15 protein-coding genes and 1 pseudogene are annotated in these 18531 nt (G+C 31.5%); 10 read left to right on the top strand and 6 right to left on the bottom strand.

Annotated features, from left to right (window positions below):
• The first annotated feature begins 171 nt into the window (after positions 1-171).
• The 3 genes from L3B96_RS16065 to L3B96_RS16075 all read left to right on the top strand — a co-directional run bounded on the left by L3B96_RS16065 (position 172) and on the right by L3B96_RS16075 (position 2610).
• Complete coding sequence (locus tag L3B96_RS16065) at positions 172-615, top strand: MarR family winged helix-turn-helix transcriptional regulator (RefSeq protein WP_238948064.1); 444 nt, start codon at positions 172-174, stop codon at positions 613-615.
• Positions 616-668: 53 nt separating this feature from the next.
• Positions 669-2117, top strand: a complete 1449-nt coding sequence (locus L3B96_RS16070) for an MFS transporter (RefSeq protein ID WP_238948065.1) — start codon at positions 669-671, stop codon at positions 2115-2117.
• 334 nt (positions 2118-2451) lie between these two features.
• Positions 2452-2610: an aspartyl-phosphate phosphatase Spo0E family protein gene (locus L3B96_RS16075; RefSeq protein WP_077829442.1), complete on the top strand. Its 159-nt coding sequence runs from the start codon at positions 2452-2454 to the stop codon at positions 2608-2610.
• A gap of 209 nt (positions 2611-2819) precedes the next feature.
• On the opposite strand, the gene L3B96_RS16080 is transcribed toward L3B96_RS16075, so the two are convergent.
• The 5 genes from L3B96_RS16080 to L3B96_RS16100 all read right to left on the bottom strand — a co-directional run bounded on the left by L3B96_RS16080 (position 2820) and on the right by L3B96_RS16100 (position 8299).
• Positions 2820-3080 (bottom strand): hypothetical protein, encoded by a 261-nt coding sequence (locus L3B96_RS16080; protein WP_077829443.1) that lies wholly within the window; start codon positions 3078-3080, stop codon positions 2820-2822.
• Between the two features lie 436 nt (positions 3081-3516).
• Entirely contained in the window at positions 3517-4854 is a 1338-nt protein-coding gene (locus L3B96_RS16085; RefSeq protein WP_238948066.1) for a 6-phospho-alpha-glucosidase, read from the bottom strand.
• A 21-nt stretch (positions 4855-4875) separates the two neighbouring features.
• Positions 4876-6417: a PTS transporter subunit EIIC gene (locus L3B96_RS16090; RefSeq protein ID WP_343073099.1), complete on the bottom strand. Its 1542-nt coding sequence runs from the start codon at positions 6415-6417 to the stop codon at positions 4876-4878.
• 226 nt (positions 6418-6643) lie between these two features.
• Positions 6644-7357, bottom strand: coding sequence for a MurR/RpiR family transcriptional regulator (locus tag L3B96_RS16095; protein WP_238948067.1), 714 nt, complete (start codon positions 7355-7357; stop codon positions 6644-6646).
• A 171-nt stretch (positions 7358-7528) separates the two neighbouring features.
• Entirely contained in the window at positions 7529-8299 is a 771-nt protein-coding gene (locus tag L3B96_RS16100; RefSeq protein ID WP_238948068.1) for an AraC family transcriptional regulator, read from the bottom strand.
• Positions 8300-8449: 150 nt separating this feature from the next.
• Between L3B96_RS16100 and L3B96_RS16105 the strand changes: the two genes are divergently transcribed.
• The 3 genes and pseudogenes from L3B96_RS16105 to L3B96_RS16115 all read left to right on the top strand — a co-directional run bounded on the left by L3B96_RS16105 (position 8450) and on the right by L3B96_RS16115 (position 13462).
• Complete coding sequence (locus L3B96_RS16105; protein ID WP_238948069.1) at positions 8450-10579, top strand: glycoside hydrolase family 3 C-terminal domain-containing protein; 2130 nt, start codon at positions 8450-8452, stop codon at positions 10577-10579.
• A gap of 95 nt (positions 10580-10674) precedes the next feature.
• Positions 10675-11652 (top strand): glycoside hydrolase family 43 protein, encoded by a 978-nt coding sequence (locus L3B96_RS16110; RefSeq protein ID WP_026886757.1) that lies wholly within the window; start codon positions 10675-10677, stop codon positions 11650-11652.
• Between the two features lie 202 nt (positions 11653-11854).
• A pseudogene (locus L3B96_RS16115) lies at positions 11855-13462 on the top strand (glycoside hydrolase family 43 protein).
• Positions 13463-13583: 121 nt separating this feature from the next.
• Here L3B96_RS16115 and L3B96_RS16120 read toward each other — a convergent pair.
• A complete protein-coding gene (locus L3B96_RS16120) occupies positions 13584-13940 on the bottom strand; it encodes a helix-turn-helix domain-containing protein (protein ID WP_238948093.1) in 357 nt (118 codons plus the stop codon).
• A 134-nt stretch (positions 13941-14074) separates the two neighbouring features.
• On the opposite strand from L3B96_RS16120, the gene L3B96_RS16125 reads away from it, so the two are divergent.
• From L3B96_RS16125 to L3B96_RS16140, 4 genes are all read left to right on the top strand, one after another.
• Complete coding sequence (locus L3B96_RS16125; RefSeq protein ID WP_238948070.1) at positions 14075-14728, top strand: flavodoxin family protein; 654 nt, start codon at positions 14075-14077, stop codon at positions 14726-14728.
• 87 nt (positions 14729-14815) lie between these two features.
• A complete protein-coding gene (locus tag L3B96_RS16130; RefSeq protein ID WP_238948071.1) occupies positions 14816-15334 on the top strand; it encodes a nitroreductase family protein in 519 nt (172 codons plus the stop codon).
• 594 nt (positions 15335-15928) lie between these two features.
• Complete coding sequence (locus L3B96_RS16135; RefSeq protein ID WP_012061118.1) at positions 15929-17440, top strand: sugar ABC transporter ATP-binding protein; 1512 nt, start codon at positions 15929-15931, stop codon at positions 17438-17440.
• Complete coding sequence (locus tag L3B96_RS16140; protein ID WP_012061117.1) at positions 17424-18440, top strand: ABC transporter permease; 1017 nt, start codon at positions 17424-17426, stop codon at positions 18438-18440. The genes L3B96_RS16135 and L3B96_RS16140 overlap by 17 nt, the downstream gene beginning before the upstream one ends.
• Positions 18441-18531 lie beyond the last annotated feature (91 nt).

Consider the following 18531-nt stretch of genomic DNA (forward strand, 5'->3'; position numbering starts at 1 on the left):
TATATAAGTCTGTTGTGAGAACGGGTTATATGATGATCAAGATTATGTGAATATAAATAGAATATTTATATTCTATTTAGTAAAAATGTTCCATTATAAAAGTTGACAAGTCAACATAGTGTAAATATAATATAGTAGACTAATCAATTATATTATAAGGAGAGAATGATTATGGATGTTGAAAGCATGAACCTCATAATGATTACAAATAAAATTTTCAGATATAAGCAAATGTATTTAGAAAAGGCCTTAAAAAAATATGGATTAAGCAGTGGTTCCAGCCCATATTTGTTTAATCTTGAAGGAAACGAAGGTATAAGCCAAAACGGCTTAAGCAAAGAACTTGGTAATGACAAGGCAATGTCTGCAAGAACAATTACAAAATTAGTAGATCTTGGTTATGTTTATAAAAAACAAGATGAAAAAGATAGTAGATCTTATAAATTATATTTAACAGAGAAAGCTAAAGAAGTATTGCCAAAAATTCATGAAGATGTTCAAATGTTGATGAGTTTAATAACAGAAGATGTATCAGAAGCAGAAATGTTAATTACAATGCAGTCTTTAAAGAAAATTCTAATCAATATTCGAAGATTAAACGAATTTGAGAATTAAGGTAATATGGCTATGTAAGCTAAATAGTGACAAGTGATAAAGGAGGAAAATTGATGGAAAATATAAAAGATAGAAGCAAATGGTCCATATTAGTAATAGTTTTAATGTTTACAGTTATGTCTGCCCTAGATGGTAGCATTGTAAATGTAGCATTACCTAAAATGGCTATTGCTTTAAATGTAACAACATCTAGTATACAATTAGTTGCAACAAGTTATTTAATAGTAATCGCTGGGACAGTATTGATTTTTGGAAGACTTGGAGACATGCTTGGAAAATCCAAGATGTTTATATTTGGATTAGGATTATTTACCCTTGGATCGTTACTATGTGGTATAACAAATTCTTTTCCAATACTTATTTTAGCAAGAATAGTACAAGCTATAGGCGCTGCTGGAACTATGGCTAATAATCAAGGGATTATTACAGAAACATTCCCTCCACATGAAAGAGGAAAAGCTCTTGGATTTTTAGGTACTTCTGTAGCTTTAGGATCTCTAATAGGACCAGGACTTGGAGGACTAATAGTAGGCGCAGCAAGTTGGGAATATATTTTTTTGATAAATGTACCTATTGGTGTAATAGCATTATTTTATGCTATTAAATTGTTACCGAAGGGGAATAAAACAGTTAAGGGAAAATTAGATATCTTAGGAGCTGTATTATTTATGTTTGCAATAGTTCCACTCTTTGGAGCTTTAGATGAAGGTTTGAACATTGGCTTTTCAGATCCAATGATTTTATTGAGCTTTGCCATCGCAATTATCTCATTTATAATGTTTATTTTTGTGGAAAAGAAAAAAGAAGATCCTCTATTACAATTAAATATATTTAGCAATAAATTATTTTCTTTAAGTATATTTTGTGCATTTGTAACTTTTGTGGCAATCTTCTGTAACAATATTATTCTGCCATTTTACCTTCAAGATGTAATGAATTATACGCCAGAACATACTGGATTAATAATGATGGTTTATCCATTACTCTTAACTGTAGTAGCACCTCTTAGTGGAAGCTTATCAGATAAAATTGGTTCAGAACTTTTAACCTTCATAGGTTTGATACTTATAAGCCTAGGGTTAATATTAATGTCCACTTTAAATGTAAATTCAACTGTAATAATCACAATAATATTCATAGGAATTATGTCTATTGGTATGGGATTATTTCAATCGCCTAATAATTCTTTGATAATGTCAACAGTACCGAAAGAGAAACTTGGAATTGCAGGAAGCGTAAATGCTCTTGTAAGAAACTTGGGAATGGTATGTGGGATAGCTTTAGCTACAACGCTTTTATATAGTATGATGAGTTCTATAATTGGATACCGTGTTACAGATTTTGTAGCAGGAAGAAATGATGCTTTTATATATGCTATGAGAGCTGTATATATAGCGGCTGCAGTAATAAGCTTAATCGGCGCTGCCTTGACTTTTTTAAGACTAAGAAGTAAAAAACTGAAAAACTCTAATATGTATTTGGAGCACCAGTTTAAAGTTTAATATGAACAAGGGTAAATATATACATTTATTCATAGAAACATATTTAAAAAGATAACTATATTCCTATGTAAATATAAATATATGTAAATATTTATAGGACACATAAGAACTTGAGACATCATTGTGTAAAATAAGAGTTTATGAAATATAAGCTCTTATTTTTTTGTAGTGTGCCCAGCATTGGCGCGTGCTAATCGGTGAAAGTCCGTAATGGGGGCTTATAGTGCTAGATCATAATTATAAGAAATATACGAACATATGTTTGAAATTAATGCATTGTTATTGTATAATATGGATAAAGTATAAATTTAAGGAATAGGGAAGAACGAAAGCTATGGGTATAAAGAGTGAACTTGAAAGAACTAGAGACGAATTAAATATATTAATTGACAATAAGGAAATAATTACAAATGATAAGGAATTATTAGAACTTAGTATAAAGCTAGATAAGTTGATTAATGAATATATGAACAGTATTAATAAAAGTATTTAGGTATTTTTTTATCGCAAAAATTCGAACTGATGTTTTTATATTATCTGTAGATTAGTATCTTTAAATCATATAGTTTTATGAAGATATAAAAACAATGATATTAGCCAGAAAATAATAAAACATGTCCTTACCATTTACACTTAAGTGAAAATGGCAAGACATGTTTTTCTCTTGCAAGTGTAATATTAGAATATAAAGGCTTTCCAAATTTATAATTTTAATAATTCATATAAAGATAAAATAAAGTAAAATAATCCAAGTATTAACCCAAGAGAACAATAACTTTTAATTTTTATATCAGTTTTTTTAGATTTTATTAAGGATATCAAACTGATTACTATAGTAACAGCTGGGATAATTATTATATAACGATCTAGTATGGTATTCAATAATCCACCCATAATGAATAATGTTAAGCCTAGCAATGCTCCGATTAAAGAAAGTCTAGTGTTTATTTTATTTGATTCCATTTAAATACCTCCTATTACAATTATATCCATTATAATGAGGTTTTCAACGCTAATTTATGAAATTTATTATGAAAGGTGAATGTGGAAGTTACGAGCCATTGATTGAGCATTAACTAGTGCATATAGATTAATATGATGAAAAAAATATAAGCTTTTTAATAGAATGAATACCATTATATAGAATATATGGTTTTATATTTTAGTATATTTAATTTTATATTACACACAATAATAAATGAAAGAGGTGGTTCTCATGGACATTGATTTTAACAATAATATTTTAGGATTAGTCCGAAAATGATTTTAAAGTCCCCATAAGTACACTTATTTCGAAACAGACCAGGGTTTAAAAATAAACCCTGGTTTTATTTTGAAGTATAAGAGAAGATTGTCTGATCAAGTATATAGATTGCATACGTTATGAATTAGCTAGAGTCTAATGGAGCTTATTCCAATAACCTTTGTTTGCATCCATTAAATCTTTTAATAATTCTTTAGCAATATTAGTATTTACAACTGTACGATTTAATACAAGTGCCTGTAATGCTTTTTGATAGCTTCCTTCTAAGCACGCGTCCACTGATAATTTTTCATATGCATATTGATTTTCCATAAGTCCTTTGTAAAAAGTAGGTACACTTCCTACGGCTAATGGTTCAACACCATTACTTCCAACACGGCATGGAACCTCTACCATCATTCCAGATGAAACATTTTGAATAGCTCCGTTATTTTCCGTAATTATTAAGAAGATTTCATTTGTATTATTTGCGATTGCTGTTGCTAAATCAACTATATATTCTGCATGGCATCCCACATCACTGGTGATTTCATATTTGGTACCATGCATCGTACCTAGAGAAATAATTTCACGCAATCTTTCGTAAGTTTCTTTTTCATTTCCATCCATTACTTCATTAGCACGTGTGTATTTGGGATTTTCTTTATCTCTCATTTTATTTGGGTATAAATAATATTGCAAATATGTGTTTGGCAGATATTCATCATAATCATTAATCATTTGACTCATAAAGTCAAAGGTTGCTTTCCATGAAGGTTCTTTAAAAAGAGGTTCTGTTTGTACATCTACTGGAGTTTTTAATATTTCTCTTAATTTAGGTAAATAATCTTCTCCGGTCTTTTTATCTAAGATATTGGTGAACCAGCCAAAATGATTTAAACCAAAATATTTAGGATCTAAATCTTTTCTTTTTAAGCCAAGCACACTTGCATAAATGTCCATGATTGCAATTGGCATATCACAAATGTTTATAATACGATGATCACCAGGAAATACTCTCTTTGTTGCTTCAGCAACAATTGCAGCTGGGTTTGAATAATTTAAAATCCAACATTCTGGAGAATAAATACGAATATTTTTTATTATGTCAATAACAGCAGGAACGCTTCTTAATCCATAAGCAAATCCTCCAGGACCACATGTTTCCTGACCAAGACATCCATGTTTTAATGAAATTTTTTCATCTTTTTCACGCATTTTCAATCTTCCTGCACGAATTTGCATAAGTGCAAAGTCTATATCTTTAAAGGCTTCTTTTTCATCAGTAGTATATATAATTTCTTCGAGTTCTGGATAATACTCCTTAAATAAGATTTCAGCATATTTTCCAACTATACTTTGACGTTCACTTTCATTATCATATAAGATAATTTTCCTTAAGGGGAATCTATCTTTTTGATTACATAACATTGCGAGCATATCTGGTGTATAACGGCTTCCTCCGCCAACGATACAGATTGAATACTTTTTCATTTTACATTACTCCTTTTAGTTTTATTTTTTTGTGTTTAATACATTAACAAGTTTTTCTTTTTCAGATTCTACAGTCATTCCAATAATAATTTGTACGTTGTTTCCTTTAATAACGACACCTTTTTGTTTTGCTTTACTAATTATTTCTTTATCTACTTTGTTAATGTCACTTACATCAATTCTTAAACGTGTAAAGCAGTTGTTTACTTCCACAATATTTTCTGCACCACCTAGCCCTTCAATAAATAGTTCAGCATTTTGATTGTTAGAATTATTACTTTCAAGGGAGTCATAGTTTATACCATTATTAAGAGATTCTTCCTCTCTACCAGGTGTCTTTATATCAAATTTTTTAATTAGGAAAACAAAGATGAAGTACCATACTATAGCCATCACAATACCAACGGCAAAGAAAATGTATATCTTAGATAACTTTGGATCTATAACAGAATTGCAAACCATAGTATCAAGTAGGCCATAGATTGAATATGTCCTTGATCCTAATACCCAAAGTAGCATTTCTGAAAAGCCAGTGAGTAATCCGTGTACTAACCAAAGTAATGGTGATATAAAAAGAAATGAGAAATCAAGTGGCTCTGTAATACCTGCCACCATTGAAACGAAGAGTGTTGGTATAAGCAAACCTTTCACAGTGCTTTTATTTTCTGGTTTTGCAGTTTTTATCATAGCAAGAACTATACCTAAGCTTGCGAAGATTTTTGCAAATCCAAAAGTAGCAAATCTTATCGAAGGATCAATAGCTGTTAAATTGGCACCACTACCCATTTCCGCATAGAAAATGTTTACGGCGCCTTGAACAGTATTACCATCAATTTGGGAAGTTCCTCCAAATCCAGTGAAGCAAAATGGCATCCATAATAAATGATGTAATCCTGTTGGAATTAAAAATCTGTTACCAAATGCATATACGAATACTCCTAATGCGCCTGCGCCTTTCATGAATATTGATAAACAAGAAATGCCATAATTTATAACAGGCCATACATAACTAAGTACAATTGCTAATATTAAAGTAATTGGTATCATAATTATAAATACAAGTCGTGATCCGCCGTATACTCGAAACATTTCTACGAATTGTATATTAGACGCTTTATTAAACACGTATCCAGTAATACATCCAAGTATTATTCCTAAAAATACATTCATATCTACTACCTGGAATCCTAAAACAAGGTTTTGCCCAGTTCCCAATAACCCCATAGCGCCAGGCTGAGCTAGCATATTTTGTGAAGTAAGCCATGCATTGTTTCCAGCCAAAAATATAATGTACACAATCAGACTAATAATAGCGGCGTCCACTTTTTTATTTTTAGCAAATGCGGTTGTTAGTCCAACACAGAAAATAATAGAAAGATTATTTAGCATAGCATTCATCATGGTCTTTAATAAAGTTCCAATAAAAATCATAAATGATGGCATAAAGCTGAGTTGCATAATGACAGCAATAGCGAGACCAGTTCCCATGATTGCTAAGAACATTACAGGTTGAACTGCGGCTTGTGAAAACTTTTGACTTAATGATAATAATTTTTCTTTCATATAATATGTACCTCCTTTTATTTGTCTTTAGAATACACTAGAATATATATAGTATCAATGGAATTGCCACTTCTATGATAATGTTTACTTTTAGTGAAAAAGTTCACTGAGCTACAAATATAAGAAGATCTGTTAGAAGTGAATATTGTAAAGAGTTTTACAAAGCAATCTACTTTTAACAGACCTTTCATGGCGCAAATATCATATTTAATTGAGTTTATAGACACTAGTTTCTTTGTGGCGATAAATATTTATTAGAATATTTGCTTAATGCTAATTCTAATAAGATTATTAAATTTGAAGTGAAAAAGTTAGGTAGGTAATGCTCTTTATCTGATTTTGTTCCAGCAACCTCTATTGTCATATGAGCTATTTTGCCCAATGGAGAATCTTTAGTTGAAGTAAAGGCTACAACTTTAAAATTATTCTCTATAGCTACGTTAACCTTTTCAAGAACTTCTGACCTTGCCCCAGAATAAGAAAGAAAAAAATAAAGTCCAGATTTATTCTTACTGAATGCTTCGTAATGATAGCTGCTAGCGGAATCAAATCCAAATGATAATAATTTTTGTAAGTAATATTCCTTAGCACTGTCGCAAAAGCCTAGGGAATCAAGATAGATTCTTTTTTCGCTATATTCTCTTAGTAATTCCACAAGCATATTAACATGAATTGTTAAAGCCTCACTTTCATAAGTACTAACAATATTATTCGAAAAGTCTAATTTGAGTGCATTATTAGTAGAGGCAAGAATTGTATAATACATTTCACTATATCCGCTGTAGCCAAGTTTCTTCGATAATTTTATAATTGCTGCTTTTGAAACAAAGCATTCTTGTGCAACTCCATTTATTCCAACCTTTTCATTTTTGCTGATATGCTCATGTATTTTATTCAATATTATTTTTTCAAGCTCTGAGAGGTTTATATTACTTTGCATTTTTAACACTTCCCGTCTGTAAAAATAATTCTTATGCGTATAAAATTACTTTTCCTTTAGTATATCATTATGATTAAGTTAAAATCTACATAATAGACAAAAGAGTAATCGCATTTATAGACGTTTGAGAATACTGGAATTGCTATTGTATGATATTTAATTAACTGTAGATTAAAAGTTTCTATAAGTTTTTGGAGTCATATTCATAATCTTAAGAAAGTTTCTATTAAATGAACGGATGCTTGAGTAACCGCATTTATAAGTAATATCAGTAATTGGGTCTTCTGTATTTTTTAATAAATATGCCGCGTAATTAATTCTATTTTGATTAACAAAATCAACAAACGATATTCCGAGTACATTATTTAAATACTTGGATAGGTAATTATAACTGTAGCAAAATTCATCTGCGATGCTTTTTAATGAGATATCTTTGGTAAAATTATTTTGAATATAGTTAAGAATTTTATGTAATAATTCATAATCATTTTTCACGCTTATAAGTAATTGAGTATGCTCCATAATTTCAGAACAAAGCAAATAAAGACAAGCTTTCATCTCGAGAACATTGACATTATCTCTGAAAATTTTGTCTAGTATAAGAGCTCGCGCGTTATGTGATAAATTAAAGACTGGATTTTCGAGAAATTTACCATAGATCATGCTGTCAAATGTTTTTACATATTCGGGGGAAAATATGCAAATACGAGCATCAGAGTACTTATTAGTTGAGAGAGAGTGGATTTCGTAAGGCAAAATTAATATGCATTCATCCTTTTTTACTTCAAAATTTCTATTATTAACAGAAATTTGAAGATCTCCATCAATAACAGATATGAACTCGAAGCTTCGATGTAGATGAACAGGGTAATTAAGACTAATTGGATGGTAGTGGGAAAAAAGAGTGTTTTCTCCAAAGTGGTGCGACTCGTATTTTAACATAGAATACCTCCAAGAGAGTAAATTTTGTCTACAATTATATAAATACTTTCTTGTTAAGTCAACCATAAATTTTATATTATTAAATTACAAATTGAATATTGTATTATAAATTTTAAGCTCCATAAATATTTAAGGAATAGAGGGATATAGATGAATGGTGAGCAAGAAAATACTCATGAATTTGCAGTAAAGGCAGCAAAAGAATTAGTATCTAAAATGACATTACAAGAAAAAGCGGAGCAATTAACTTATCAATCACCGGCAATAAAGCACTTAAATGTACCTGAGTATAATTGGTGGAATGAAGGTCTTCATGGGGTAGCTAGAGCTGGAACAGCAACTGTGTTCCCTCAAGCGATTGGTTTAGCCGCTATATTTGATGATGAATTCCTAGGAAAGGTTGCAAATATTATTGCTACAGAGGGACGTGCTAAATACAATGAATACAGCAAAAAAGACGACAGAGGTATATATAAGGGATTAACTTATTGGTCTCCCAATATAAATATTTTTAGAGATCCTAGATGGGGACGTGGACATGAAACTTACGGGGAAGACCCTTATTTAACATCTAGATTAGGGGTTGCATTCATAAAAGGATTGCAAGGAGAAGGAAAATATTTAAAGTTAGCTGCTTGTGCAAAACATTTTGCGGTTCATAGCGGACCAGAAGGGTTAAGGCATGAATTTAATGCGGTAGTTAACAATAAGGATCTATATGAAACATATTTACCAGCATTTGAGGCATGTGTAAAAGAGGCAAATGTTGAAAGTGTAATGGGAGCATATAATCGTACAAATGGGGAGCCATGTTGTGGTAGTAAGACTTTGTTGAAAGATATCTTAAGAGGCAAATGGGGATTTAAAGGACATGTAGTATCTGACTGCTGGGCTCTTGCAGATTTTCATTTACACCATATGGTTACAAGTACTGCAACTGAATCAGTAGCATTGGCTATAGAAAATGGCTGTGATCTTAACTGCGGAAATATGTATCTTAATTTGCTATTAGCTTATAAAGAAGGCTTAGTAACTGAAGAACAAATAACTACAGCAGCAGAAAGATTAATGACGACAAGATTTAAATTAGGTATGTTTGATGAAGATTGTGAATATAACAAGATACCATATGAAGTAAACGATTCTAAAGAGCATAACGATGTTGCATTAATAGCTTCTAGAAAATCAATGGTATTACTAAAGAATAATGGAACGCTTCCATTGAATAAATCAAATTTAAAATCAATAGCAGTAATTGGTCCTAATGCAAACAGCGAAATAATGTTAAAGGGAAATTACTCTGGAACAGCATCTAAGTATACAACAATATTAGAAGGAATTCATGATGCAGTTAGTGATGATGTGAGAGTATATTACTCTGAAGGATGTCACTTATTTAAAGATAAAGTGGAGGACTTAGCAAGGCCAGATGATAGATTATCTGAAGCGATTTCAGTAGCAGAAAGATCTGATGTAGTTGTATTATGCCTAGGATTAGATTCCACAATTGAAGGAGAACAAGGGGATGCGGGTAATAGCTACGGGGCAGGAGACAAAGAGAATTTGAACTTGCCAGGAAGGCAACAAAATTTACTCGAAAAAGTACTTGAGGTTGGAAAGCCAGTTATTGTTGTCCTTGGAGCTGGAAGTGCTTTAACACTAAATGGTGCAGAAGAAAAATGTGCAGCCATTTTAAATGCATGGTATCCAGGTAGCCACGGAGGAACTGCTGTAGCGGATATATTATTTGGAAAATGCTCACCGAGTGGGAAATTACCAGTAACTTTTTATAAAGACACAGCTAAGCTTCCTGAGTTTACTGATTATTCAATGAAGGGAAGAACTTATAGATATTTAGAACATGAGAGTTTATATCCATTTGGGTATGGTTTAACTTATTCAACAGTAGAATTATCTAATTTACAAGTGCCTTCTGTTAAGCCTAGCTTTGAGAGTTTTGATATTAGCATAGAGATTAAAAATACTGGGGAATATGATATTGAAGAAGTAGTTCAATGTTATGTAAAAGATATAGAATCAAAATATGCTGTATTAAATCATAGCCTAGCAGGATTCAAACGCGTTTCATTGAAAAAAGGAGAAAGCAAAATTGTAACAATAAAATTGAATAAGAGATCATTCGAAGTTGTAAATGATGACGGAGAAAGGCTTCTTGATAGTAAGAAATTCAAATTATTTGTAGGGGTATCACAACCAGATAAGAGAAGCCTTGAGCTTACCTCAGTAGCGCCATTGGAAGCAAATATTGAATTAATATAGAGATTTAAATTATATATTAAACAGACAAATTATAATTATAAAAACGTAAGTTAGTATGGAAATAAATATTCAAAGAAAAGATAGGAGAGAATCATATGAAAAATATTGCAAAACAAAACGAGCCTCTAGTAACTCATATTTATACGGCAGATCCTTCTGCTCATGTATTTGAAGGTAAGATCTACATCTATCCTTCTCATGATCTTGACCAAGTACAGATTTCAAACGATAATGGTGACCAATATAACATGGAAGATTACCATATTTTATCTCTTGATGATACTAATTCACCTTGTATTGACAATGGAGAAGCACTGCACTTAAAAGACATTCCATGGGCAAGTAAACAATTATGGGCTCCAGATGCTGCTTATAAGAATGGAACTTATTACTTGTTTTTCCCAGCAAGAGATAAAGAAGATATCTTTAGACTTGGAGTAGCTACTAGTGAATCTCCTTCTGGACCATTCAAAGCGCAAGAAAGTTATATACCTGGAAGCTATAGCATTGATCCTGCTGTTCTAATGGATGACGATAATAGATCATATGTTTATTTTGGAGGCCTTTGGGGAGGACAGCTAGAAAAATGGCAAACTGGCACTTTTAATCCAGATGGAGAAGGTCCTGCTGCTACAGCACCTGCTATAGGACCAAGAGTAGCTGAATTAAATGATGATATGCTCACTTTTAAAGAAGCTCCAGAGGAGATATCAATTGTTGATGAAGATGGTAATCCTATACTTGCTGGTGATGAAGAAAGAAGATATTTTGAAGGACCATGGGTTCATAAATATAATGGAAATTATTATCTTTCATACTCTACTGGTAGCACACATTGCATAGTATATGCTATGAGTAAAAATCCAAAGGGTCCTTATACATTTAAGGGGAAAATACTTGATCCTGTAATTGGTTGGACTACTCATCATTCAATTGTTCAATTCCAAGATAAATGGTATTTATTCTATCATGATAGTTCTTTATCAGGTGGGGCTGACAACAAACGTTGTGTAAAATACACTGAAATAAAGTATAATGATGATGGTACTTTACAAAAAGTAGAGTTGTCTTAATAATCTAAATTATAATAAATATGTATCTTGAAAGTTTATAGAAAGGTACTTCATATTTGAAATTCACCCTGTCAAGTAGACAGGAGAAATAATGAAAAATTATGATGCTAAGGTCTGATTTCAATAGTCCATTGGAGTCAGACCTTTCAATATTTTCTGTAGTCTTTCTATATATAAAACTCTTAACTTAAGGAGGAGAATTATGTTAAAAATTAAAAACCCAATCTTAAAGGGCTTTAATCCAGATCCATCTATATGTAAAGCTGAGGATAATTATTATATTTCAACCTCTACTTTTGAATGGTTTCCAGGAGTTCAAATTCATCATTCCAAAGATCTAGTGAATTGGGAGCTTATAGCACATCCATTGAATAGAGTCTCTCAGCTAAATATGTTAGGAACCCCTGATTCAGGTGGAATTTGGGCGCCATGTTTGTCCTATAATAAAGGTATCTTTTACTTAATATATACAATAGTAAACAACAATGGACATATTAAAGATACCCATAATTATCTGGTAACCTCAAGTGATATTTGTGGTGAGTGGTCAGAGCCTGTTTATCTTAATTCGAGTGGTTTTGATCCATCTCTATTCCATGACAATGACGGAAAAAAGTGGCTTATAAACATGAAATGGGATAATCGTATAGGAAAGAATAATTTTGCTGGTCACCTTTTACAAGAATATGATGAAAAAAACAAATGCCTTACTGGCCCTGTAATGAATATATTTAAAGGGACAGATTTAGGTTGTTCTGAGGGTCCTCATATATATAAGCATAATGAGTACTATTATTTGATGGCTGCTGAAGGAGGCACTAGTTATGAACATGCAGTAACACTTGCTCGTTCGAGAGAACTTACGGGTCCCTATTAGGTTCATCCACAAAATCCAATTCTTACTTCTGTGGGAAGTGATATGCATAAAGTTCTTCAAAAAGCAGGACATGCAAGCATAGTGGAAGGTCCTAATAATGAATGGTTTATGGTTCACCTTTGTGGAAGGCCTCTTCCTGAAACAGATCGTTGCATTCTAGGAAGAGAAACGGCTATACAAAAGGTGGAATGGCGTGAAGATGATTGGCTTTATTTATGTTCTGACACAGATAACTTACCTTCTTGGGAAATAGAAATTAACAATAACAGTGAAAGTGAATCAAATAATGAAGAAGATGTCTTAGTTTCACAGTATGACGATTTTAATAATACTTTATTAAATATAAATTTTCAGTCCTTAAGAGTTCCAGCGGAAACCTTTATGTCACTTACTGAAAGGCCAGGATTTTTAAGGTTATATGGAAAAGAATCAATGTTCTCCAAGTTTGCACAAAGTATGATAGCAAGACGTCAGCAGAACTTTGTTTATTCTGCCGAAACCTGTGTTGAATTTGGGCCTGAAACAACGTTGCAGCTTGCAGGATTAATTTGCTATTACAACACAGAAAACTATTATTATTTGAGGATAAGTATGGATGAAGAATTAGGAGGCAAATGCATAGGGGTTCTAGCTAGCATAAATAATGATTTATCAGAGTCCATGACTCAGGATGATAACATCTTGATAACTGATGTAGAACGTATTTATCTAAAAGTGGAAGTGAATTTTGGGCAACTTAGATTTTTCTTTGCTACCAATAAGGACGAGTGGAGGCCTATAGGCAAAGTTTATGACGCAAGTACATTGTCAGATGATGCTATCAAAGGTTCATGGGCTTTCACCGGTGCTTTTATAGGAATTGCGTGTCAGGACTTATCGGGTATGAATAAGTATGCAGATTTTGATTATTTTTCATATGTAGAGGGAAGATAAGTTAAAATTCCAATTGCATTATCATAAATGGTTCATATGTCAAAACAGGTGGTTTCAATATAGATTTAAACCACCTGTTAATATATAATATACGGAGATAAATAAGAAGTATTTTAAAAATTTATTTATCAAGTTTAAGTTGATCTTCGCCCCATACATATAATTCCTTTAATGTGGGAATTAAGGCTTTACCTCTTTCTGTCAAAGAATATTCAACCTTAGGAGGAATAGTTTCATATTGAGTTCTAATAACTAGCTTATGTTCTTCTAATTCTTTTAAAGACTTTGTAAGCATCATATTAGTAACACCGTTAACTTTTCGTTTTAATTCATTATATCTAGTAGAATCTTTACGGGATAAATACCATATAATAGGTAGTTTCCATTTTTGACCTACAACATCAAGTGCATATAAAACAGGACATTCTGTTTCATATATATTATCATCAGGGAATTCTCTATTCATATACTCACTCATAAGCATAGCTCCTTTGAATTTCATAGTATACTTTCTATACTGACACAGAAAAAACTGCATACTTGTGTATTTATACCTTTGTGTTATATTGATTATAACAGAAAAATAAAACATTAAAAAGAGGAGTGTTATTTATGAAGGTTTATGCTATCAATGGAAGCCCAAGAAAAAATAAAAATACAGCTACATTACTTCAAAAAGCTTTAGATGGAGTGAAAGAAGCGGCAAAAGATAAAGAAATTGAAACTGAAATGATTAATTTATATGATTATAACTATACTGGATGTAAAAGCTGTTTTGCTTGCAAGAGGCTTGGAGGAAAAAGTTATGGGAAATGCGCAGTAAAAGACGATCTTCAAGAAGTTTTAGAAAAAGTATCTCAAGCTGATGGGATTATTCTTGGGTCTCCAGTATATTTTGGGGATATAACAGGTCAATTACGATCATTTCTAGAACGATTATTCTTCCCTTATTTAGTATATGATAATAATCATTCTTCAATTGCTCCAAAGAAGATGGCAACAGCAATAATTTATACAATGAATGTAACAGAAGAGATAATGAATAAATCTGGTTACTTATCAACCTTTAATAATGTAGAAGGAGTGATTGAAAGAATATTTACAAAACCATTAGTTATGCATTCAAATGATACTTATCAATTTGATGATTACTCAAAATATAAAATGGAAGTATTCTCTGAAGAAGCAAAAGCAGAACATAGAAAAATTCAATTTCCTTTAGATTGTCAAAAGGCATTTGAAATAGGGGCTAGTCTAATCAAGTAATATATATAAGTTTAATCATAAAACATTTTACAAAGTCATAATAGATGAGGTATAAAGATATTAACTTAAATGAATGGAGATGTATATATGAAATTTATAGAATTAGCTGCCAAAAGATATTCTGTAAGAAGTTTTGACACAAAGAAAATCAGTCAGGAGGATTTAAATTTAATTTTAAAAGCAGGACAATTAGCTCCGACTGCTGCAAATCGCCAACCGCAAAGAATTTTGGTACTTGAAAGTGAGGATGCTCTTGCTAAACTACAAACTTGCACAATTTATCATTTTAATGCACCGCTAGCATTACTTATATGCGCCGATAAAAATGAAGCATGGGAACGCAGCTATGACGGAAAAGTCTACACTGATATTGATGGAAGTATTATTGCTACGCATATGATGTTACAAGCTGCTGAACTTGGATTAGGTTCAACATGGGTTGGTCATTTTGATCCTGCGGCTATACGTGAGGCTTTTAATATACCAATAAATCTTGAACCTGTATGTCTTTTACCAATTGGTTATCCAAGTAGCGAGGCTAAGCCAAATCCTAACCACGAAAAAAGAAAGGATATTTCCAAAACTGTCTTTTACAATAATTTTTAATGTATGATTTATTTATTAGGATAATTTAATTGTATAGGAAATTATAGAATTTTTAAGAGTTTAAAGCTAGATGAAATCCTTCGGCATGTTAAGAAGTAACTATAAAATTAAGAGGTATACAAATGAAAAAGGATAAAATAAATAAGATACTAGAAGACTATTGGAATGTTTTGTGAAATTGTATGGTAAAAGCAAAAATAAAGAAAGCCCGACGTGCAAGCCGGGCTTTAAATATGTGCAAAAAAAGAGCTACTACAAACTTAGTTAATTACTTTTGTAGCAGCTCTTTTTATTTTAATTTAGTAAATAAGTACTTTTTAAAACTTATTTAAGAAGTAAAGATTTCAAATGTAAAGGTAAAGATATTACATATAATTAATTAATGCATTACTGTAAAATAACAAATGTAAACGATATTAAACACTTTGAAGATTAGAGTTTAGCAAACGTATTCTTAGAGATTTAATAACTTTTTAATCATTATTTAAAAAGTAAAAATTTCAAATGTAGAAGTAAAGATATTAAATATAACTAACTAATATATTATTGTAAAATGTTCATGAAAACGATTAGTGAAAGTTGAGGTGGTTAGAATTGAGTAATGTATTTTTAGAAATGAAAAATATACATAAAAGATTTCCAGGAGTTTATGCTCTTAAGGGAGCACAGTTGGAAATTAAAAAGGGTGAAGTACATGCTTTATTAGGAGAAAACGGTGCTGGAAAATCAACTTTAATGAAAATACTTGGGGGAGTTCATACACAGGATGAAGGTCAAATATTTGTTGAAGGAGTTGATTGTGGAGTTATTAATCCAACTAAAGCTGCACAATTAGGTATTGGATTTGTTCATCAGGAGCTAAATCTAGCAGAGACATTGACGGTTGCAGAAAATGTTTATATGGGAAGACTACCATATAAAAATGAAGCCTTGGGTATTGTTGACTACAAGAAATTACACGAAGATACAGATTCTATAATAAAAAAATTAGGAATAGATATAAAAGCTACTGACCTAGTTATGCAGCTTCCAACTGCAAAGAAACAGATGGTAGAAATAGCAAAAGCAATAAGTTTAAATGCAAAAGCGATTATTTTTGATGAACCGACAACATCGTTATCTCAGAAGGACGTTGAAAACCTTTTTAAAGTTATAAAAACACTAAAAAATGAAGGTGTTGCAGCAATATATATATCACATAGATTAAAAGAGGTTTTTGATATTTGTGATAGAGCTACAGTACTCAGAGATGGTACTTATATTGAAAGCTGTGAACTAGAAGGGATAACTCAGGAAAGACTTATAAATATGATGGTAGGAAGAGATTTGACAGAGCTATTTCCTAAGGAGATTTTTGAGCCTAAAGAATACGTTTTAGAAGTAGAAAATATTAGTGATAATGTTGGCAGAGTTAAGAATGTTAGTTTGAAAGCAAGAAAAGGTGAAATTTTAGGACTAGCTGGTTTGGTTGGATCAGGTAGAACAGAACTTATGAGGCTTGTATTTGGCGCTGATAAAATAAGTGAAGGTAAGATAAGAATCAATGGGAAGGAAGTTAAGATTAATTCACCTATGGATGCAATCAATAATGGTATCTGCCTTTTAACAGAAGATAGGAAGAGCCAAGGATTATCTCTAGTAATGAGTGTGCTTGATAATATAACTTTAACTAACTTAAAAGATTTTGTGTTAAATCATAAAAAGTTAAGGGAAACTGGAGAAAGATTTAAGGATGCACTTGAGATTAAAACAGCAAATCTTGATGTTATGGCAGGAACATTATCAGGTGGAAATCAACAAAAGTTAATACTAGCTAAGTGGTTAAATACGGACTCGGAAATATTTATTTTTGATGAGCCAACTAAAGGAATAGACGTTGGTACTAAAGCTGAAATATATCACATAATGAATGATCTAGTTAGAAAGGGCAAAGTAGTTATAATGGTGTCTTCTGAATTACCTGAATTATTAGGTATGTCAGATAGAATATATGTTATGTGTGAAGGAAAACTCACTGGAGAACTTAGCAGAGAAGAAGCGACACAAGAAAAGATTATGAAATTAGCTACGCTTGGAGGGATTAATAAAGATGAATCAAACAATTAATAATAAAATTGTACAAGAAGAAGGTATTAAGATGAAAAAGGAAGGGTTTAATATTAAAAACTTATTTCTCAAATATTCAATCTATCTAGTACTTGTAGTGCTTATTTTAGTATTCTCAATAGCAAGCCCGGACTTTTTGGGAGCAGCAAATGCTTCAAATTTCTTAAGACAGATTCCTACAGTGGGAATTTTAACTGTTGCTATTACTATGGTAATAATAACTGGAGGTGTTGATCTTTCCATTGGTGCAATAGCTGCATTTTCTGGATGTACAGTAGCCTATCTATCTGTAAAAGGGGTTAGCGTACCAGTTTCTTTACTTGCTGGGTTATTAGTAGGTGCAGTTTGGGGATTATTTAATGGAGTATTAATTACAAAATTTAAATTAGAATCTTTTATACTTACTATGGGTACAAGTTATTTAATAAGAGGATTAATACTATTTTTTACAAATGGGATTTATATCAAGGGTGTTCCGGATTGGTTCTATAATATTTCTAACACAGAAGTTGGAATATCAATAATACACACTAACACTATAGTATTCATCATAATAGTATTAGTAATGGCTTACTTAATGAAAAATACAAGATTTGGTAGATACTGTTATGTGGTTGGATCAAACAAGGAAGCAGGAAGATTATCAGGAATAAATGTAAACAAGCATGTTATAAAGGTATATGCAATAGAAGGTGTTTTAGCTGCAATAGCTGGTATATTACTAATGTCTAGTATAAATGTTGGTGCTCCAAGTGAAATAAATGGTCCAGATCTATTTGCAATGGCTGGTGCAATCATGGGTGGAGTACAATTCGGTGGAGGAGTAGGAACTATCGGTGGAGCTATGGTAGGAATATTTACTATACAAGTATTCCAAAGTGGATTAGCAATCCTTGGAATTAACTCATTCTTACAACAAGCTGTAACAGGAGCTGTTATTGTACTTGCTATAGTTGTTGACTTCTACAGAAAAGGAAGTTTATTTAAGAAAAAAGGCTAATCATAAAAAGTCGTTTGAGCGTAATTTGGTAGACTTGAGGCTTAAGTGTTTACTACTGAATAAGGCTTAAAATATAAAAACATATCTAAAA

Origin of the sequence: Clostridium sp. YIM B02569 (assembly GCF_022320765.1) — a bacterium.
Lineage (GTDB): Bacteria > Bacillota > Clostridia > Clostridiales > Clostridiaceae > Clostridium > Clostridium beijerinckii.

Coding starts and splice junctions, on each gene's coding strand:
- L3B96_RS16065 (WP_238948064.1), top strand. CDS start 172: ATGGATGTTGAAAGCATGAACCTCATAATGATTACAAATAAAATTTTC.
- L3B96_RS16110 (WP_026886757.1), top strand. CDS start 10,675: ATGAAAAATATTGCAAAACAAAACGAGCCTCTAGTAACTCATATTTAT.
- L3B96_RS16070 (WP_238948065.1), top strand. CDS start 669: ATGGAAAATATAAAAGATAGAAGCAAATGGTCCATATTAGTAATAGTT.
- L3B96_RS16120 (WP_238948093.1), bottom strand. CDS start 13,940: ATGAGTGAGTATATGAATAGAGAATTCCCTGATGATAATATATATGAA.
- L3B96_RS16090 (WP_343073099.1), bottom strand. CDS start 6,417: ATGAAAGAAAAATTATTATCATTAAGTCAAAAGTTTTCACAAGCCGCA.
- L3B96_RS16140 (WP_012061117.1), top strand. CDS start 17,424: ATGAATCAAACAATTAATAATAAAATTGTACAAGAAGAAGGTATTAAG.
- L3B96_RS16080 (WP_077829443.1), bottom strand. CDS start 3,080: ATGGAATCAAATAAAATAAACACTAGACTTTCTTTAATCGGAGCATTG.
- L3B96_RS16100 (WP_238948068.1), bottom strand. CDS start 8,299: ATGTTAAAATACGAGTCGCACCACTTTGGAGAAAACACTCTTTTTTCC.
- L3B96_RS16130 (WP_238948071.1), top strand. CDS start 14,816: ATGAAATTTATAGAATTAGCTGCCAAAAGATATTCTGTAAGAAGTTTT.
- L3B96_RS16105 (WP_238948069.1), top strand. CDS start 8,450: ATGAATGGTGAGCAAGAAAATACTCATGAATTTGCAGTAAAGGCAGCA.
- L3B96_RS16075 (WP_077829442.1), top strand. CDS start 2,452: ATGGGTATAAAGAGTGAACTTGAAAGAACTAGAGACGAATTAAATATA.
- L3B96_RS16095 (WP_238948067.1), bottom strand. CDS start 7,357: ATGCAAAGTAATATAAACCTCTCAGAGCTTGAAAAAATAATATTGAAT.
- L3B96_RS16125 (WP_238948070.1), top strand. CDS start 14,075: ATGAAGGTTTATGCTATCAATGGAAGCCCAAGAAAAAATAAAAATACA.
- L3B96_RS16085 (WP_238948066.1), bottom strand. CDS start 4,854: ATGAAAAAGTATTCAATCTGTATCGTTGGCGGAGGAAGCCGTTATACA.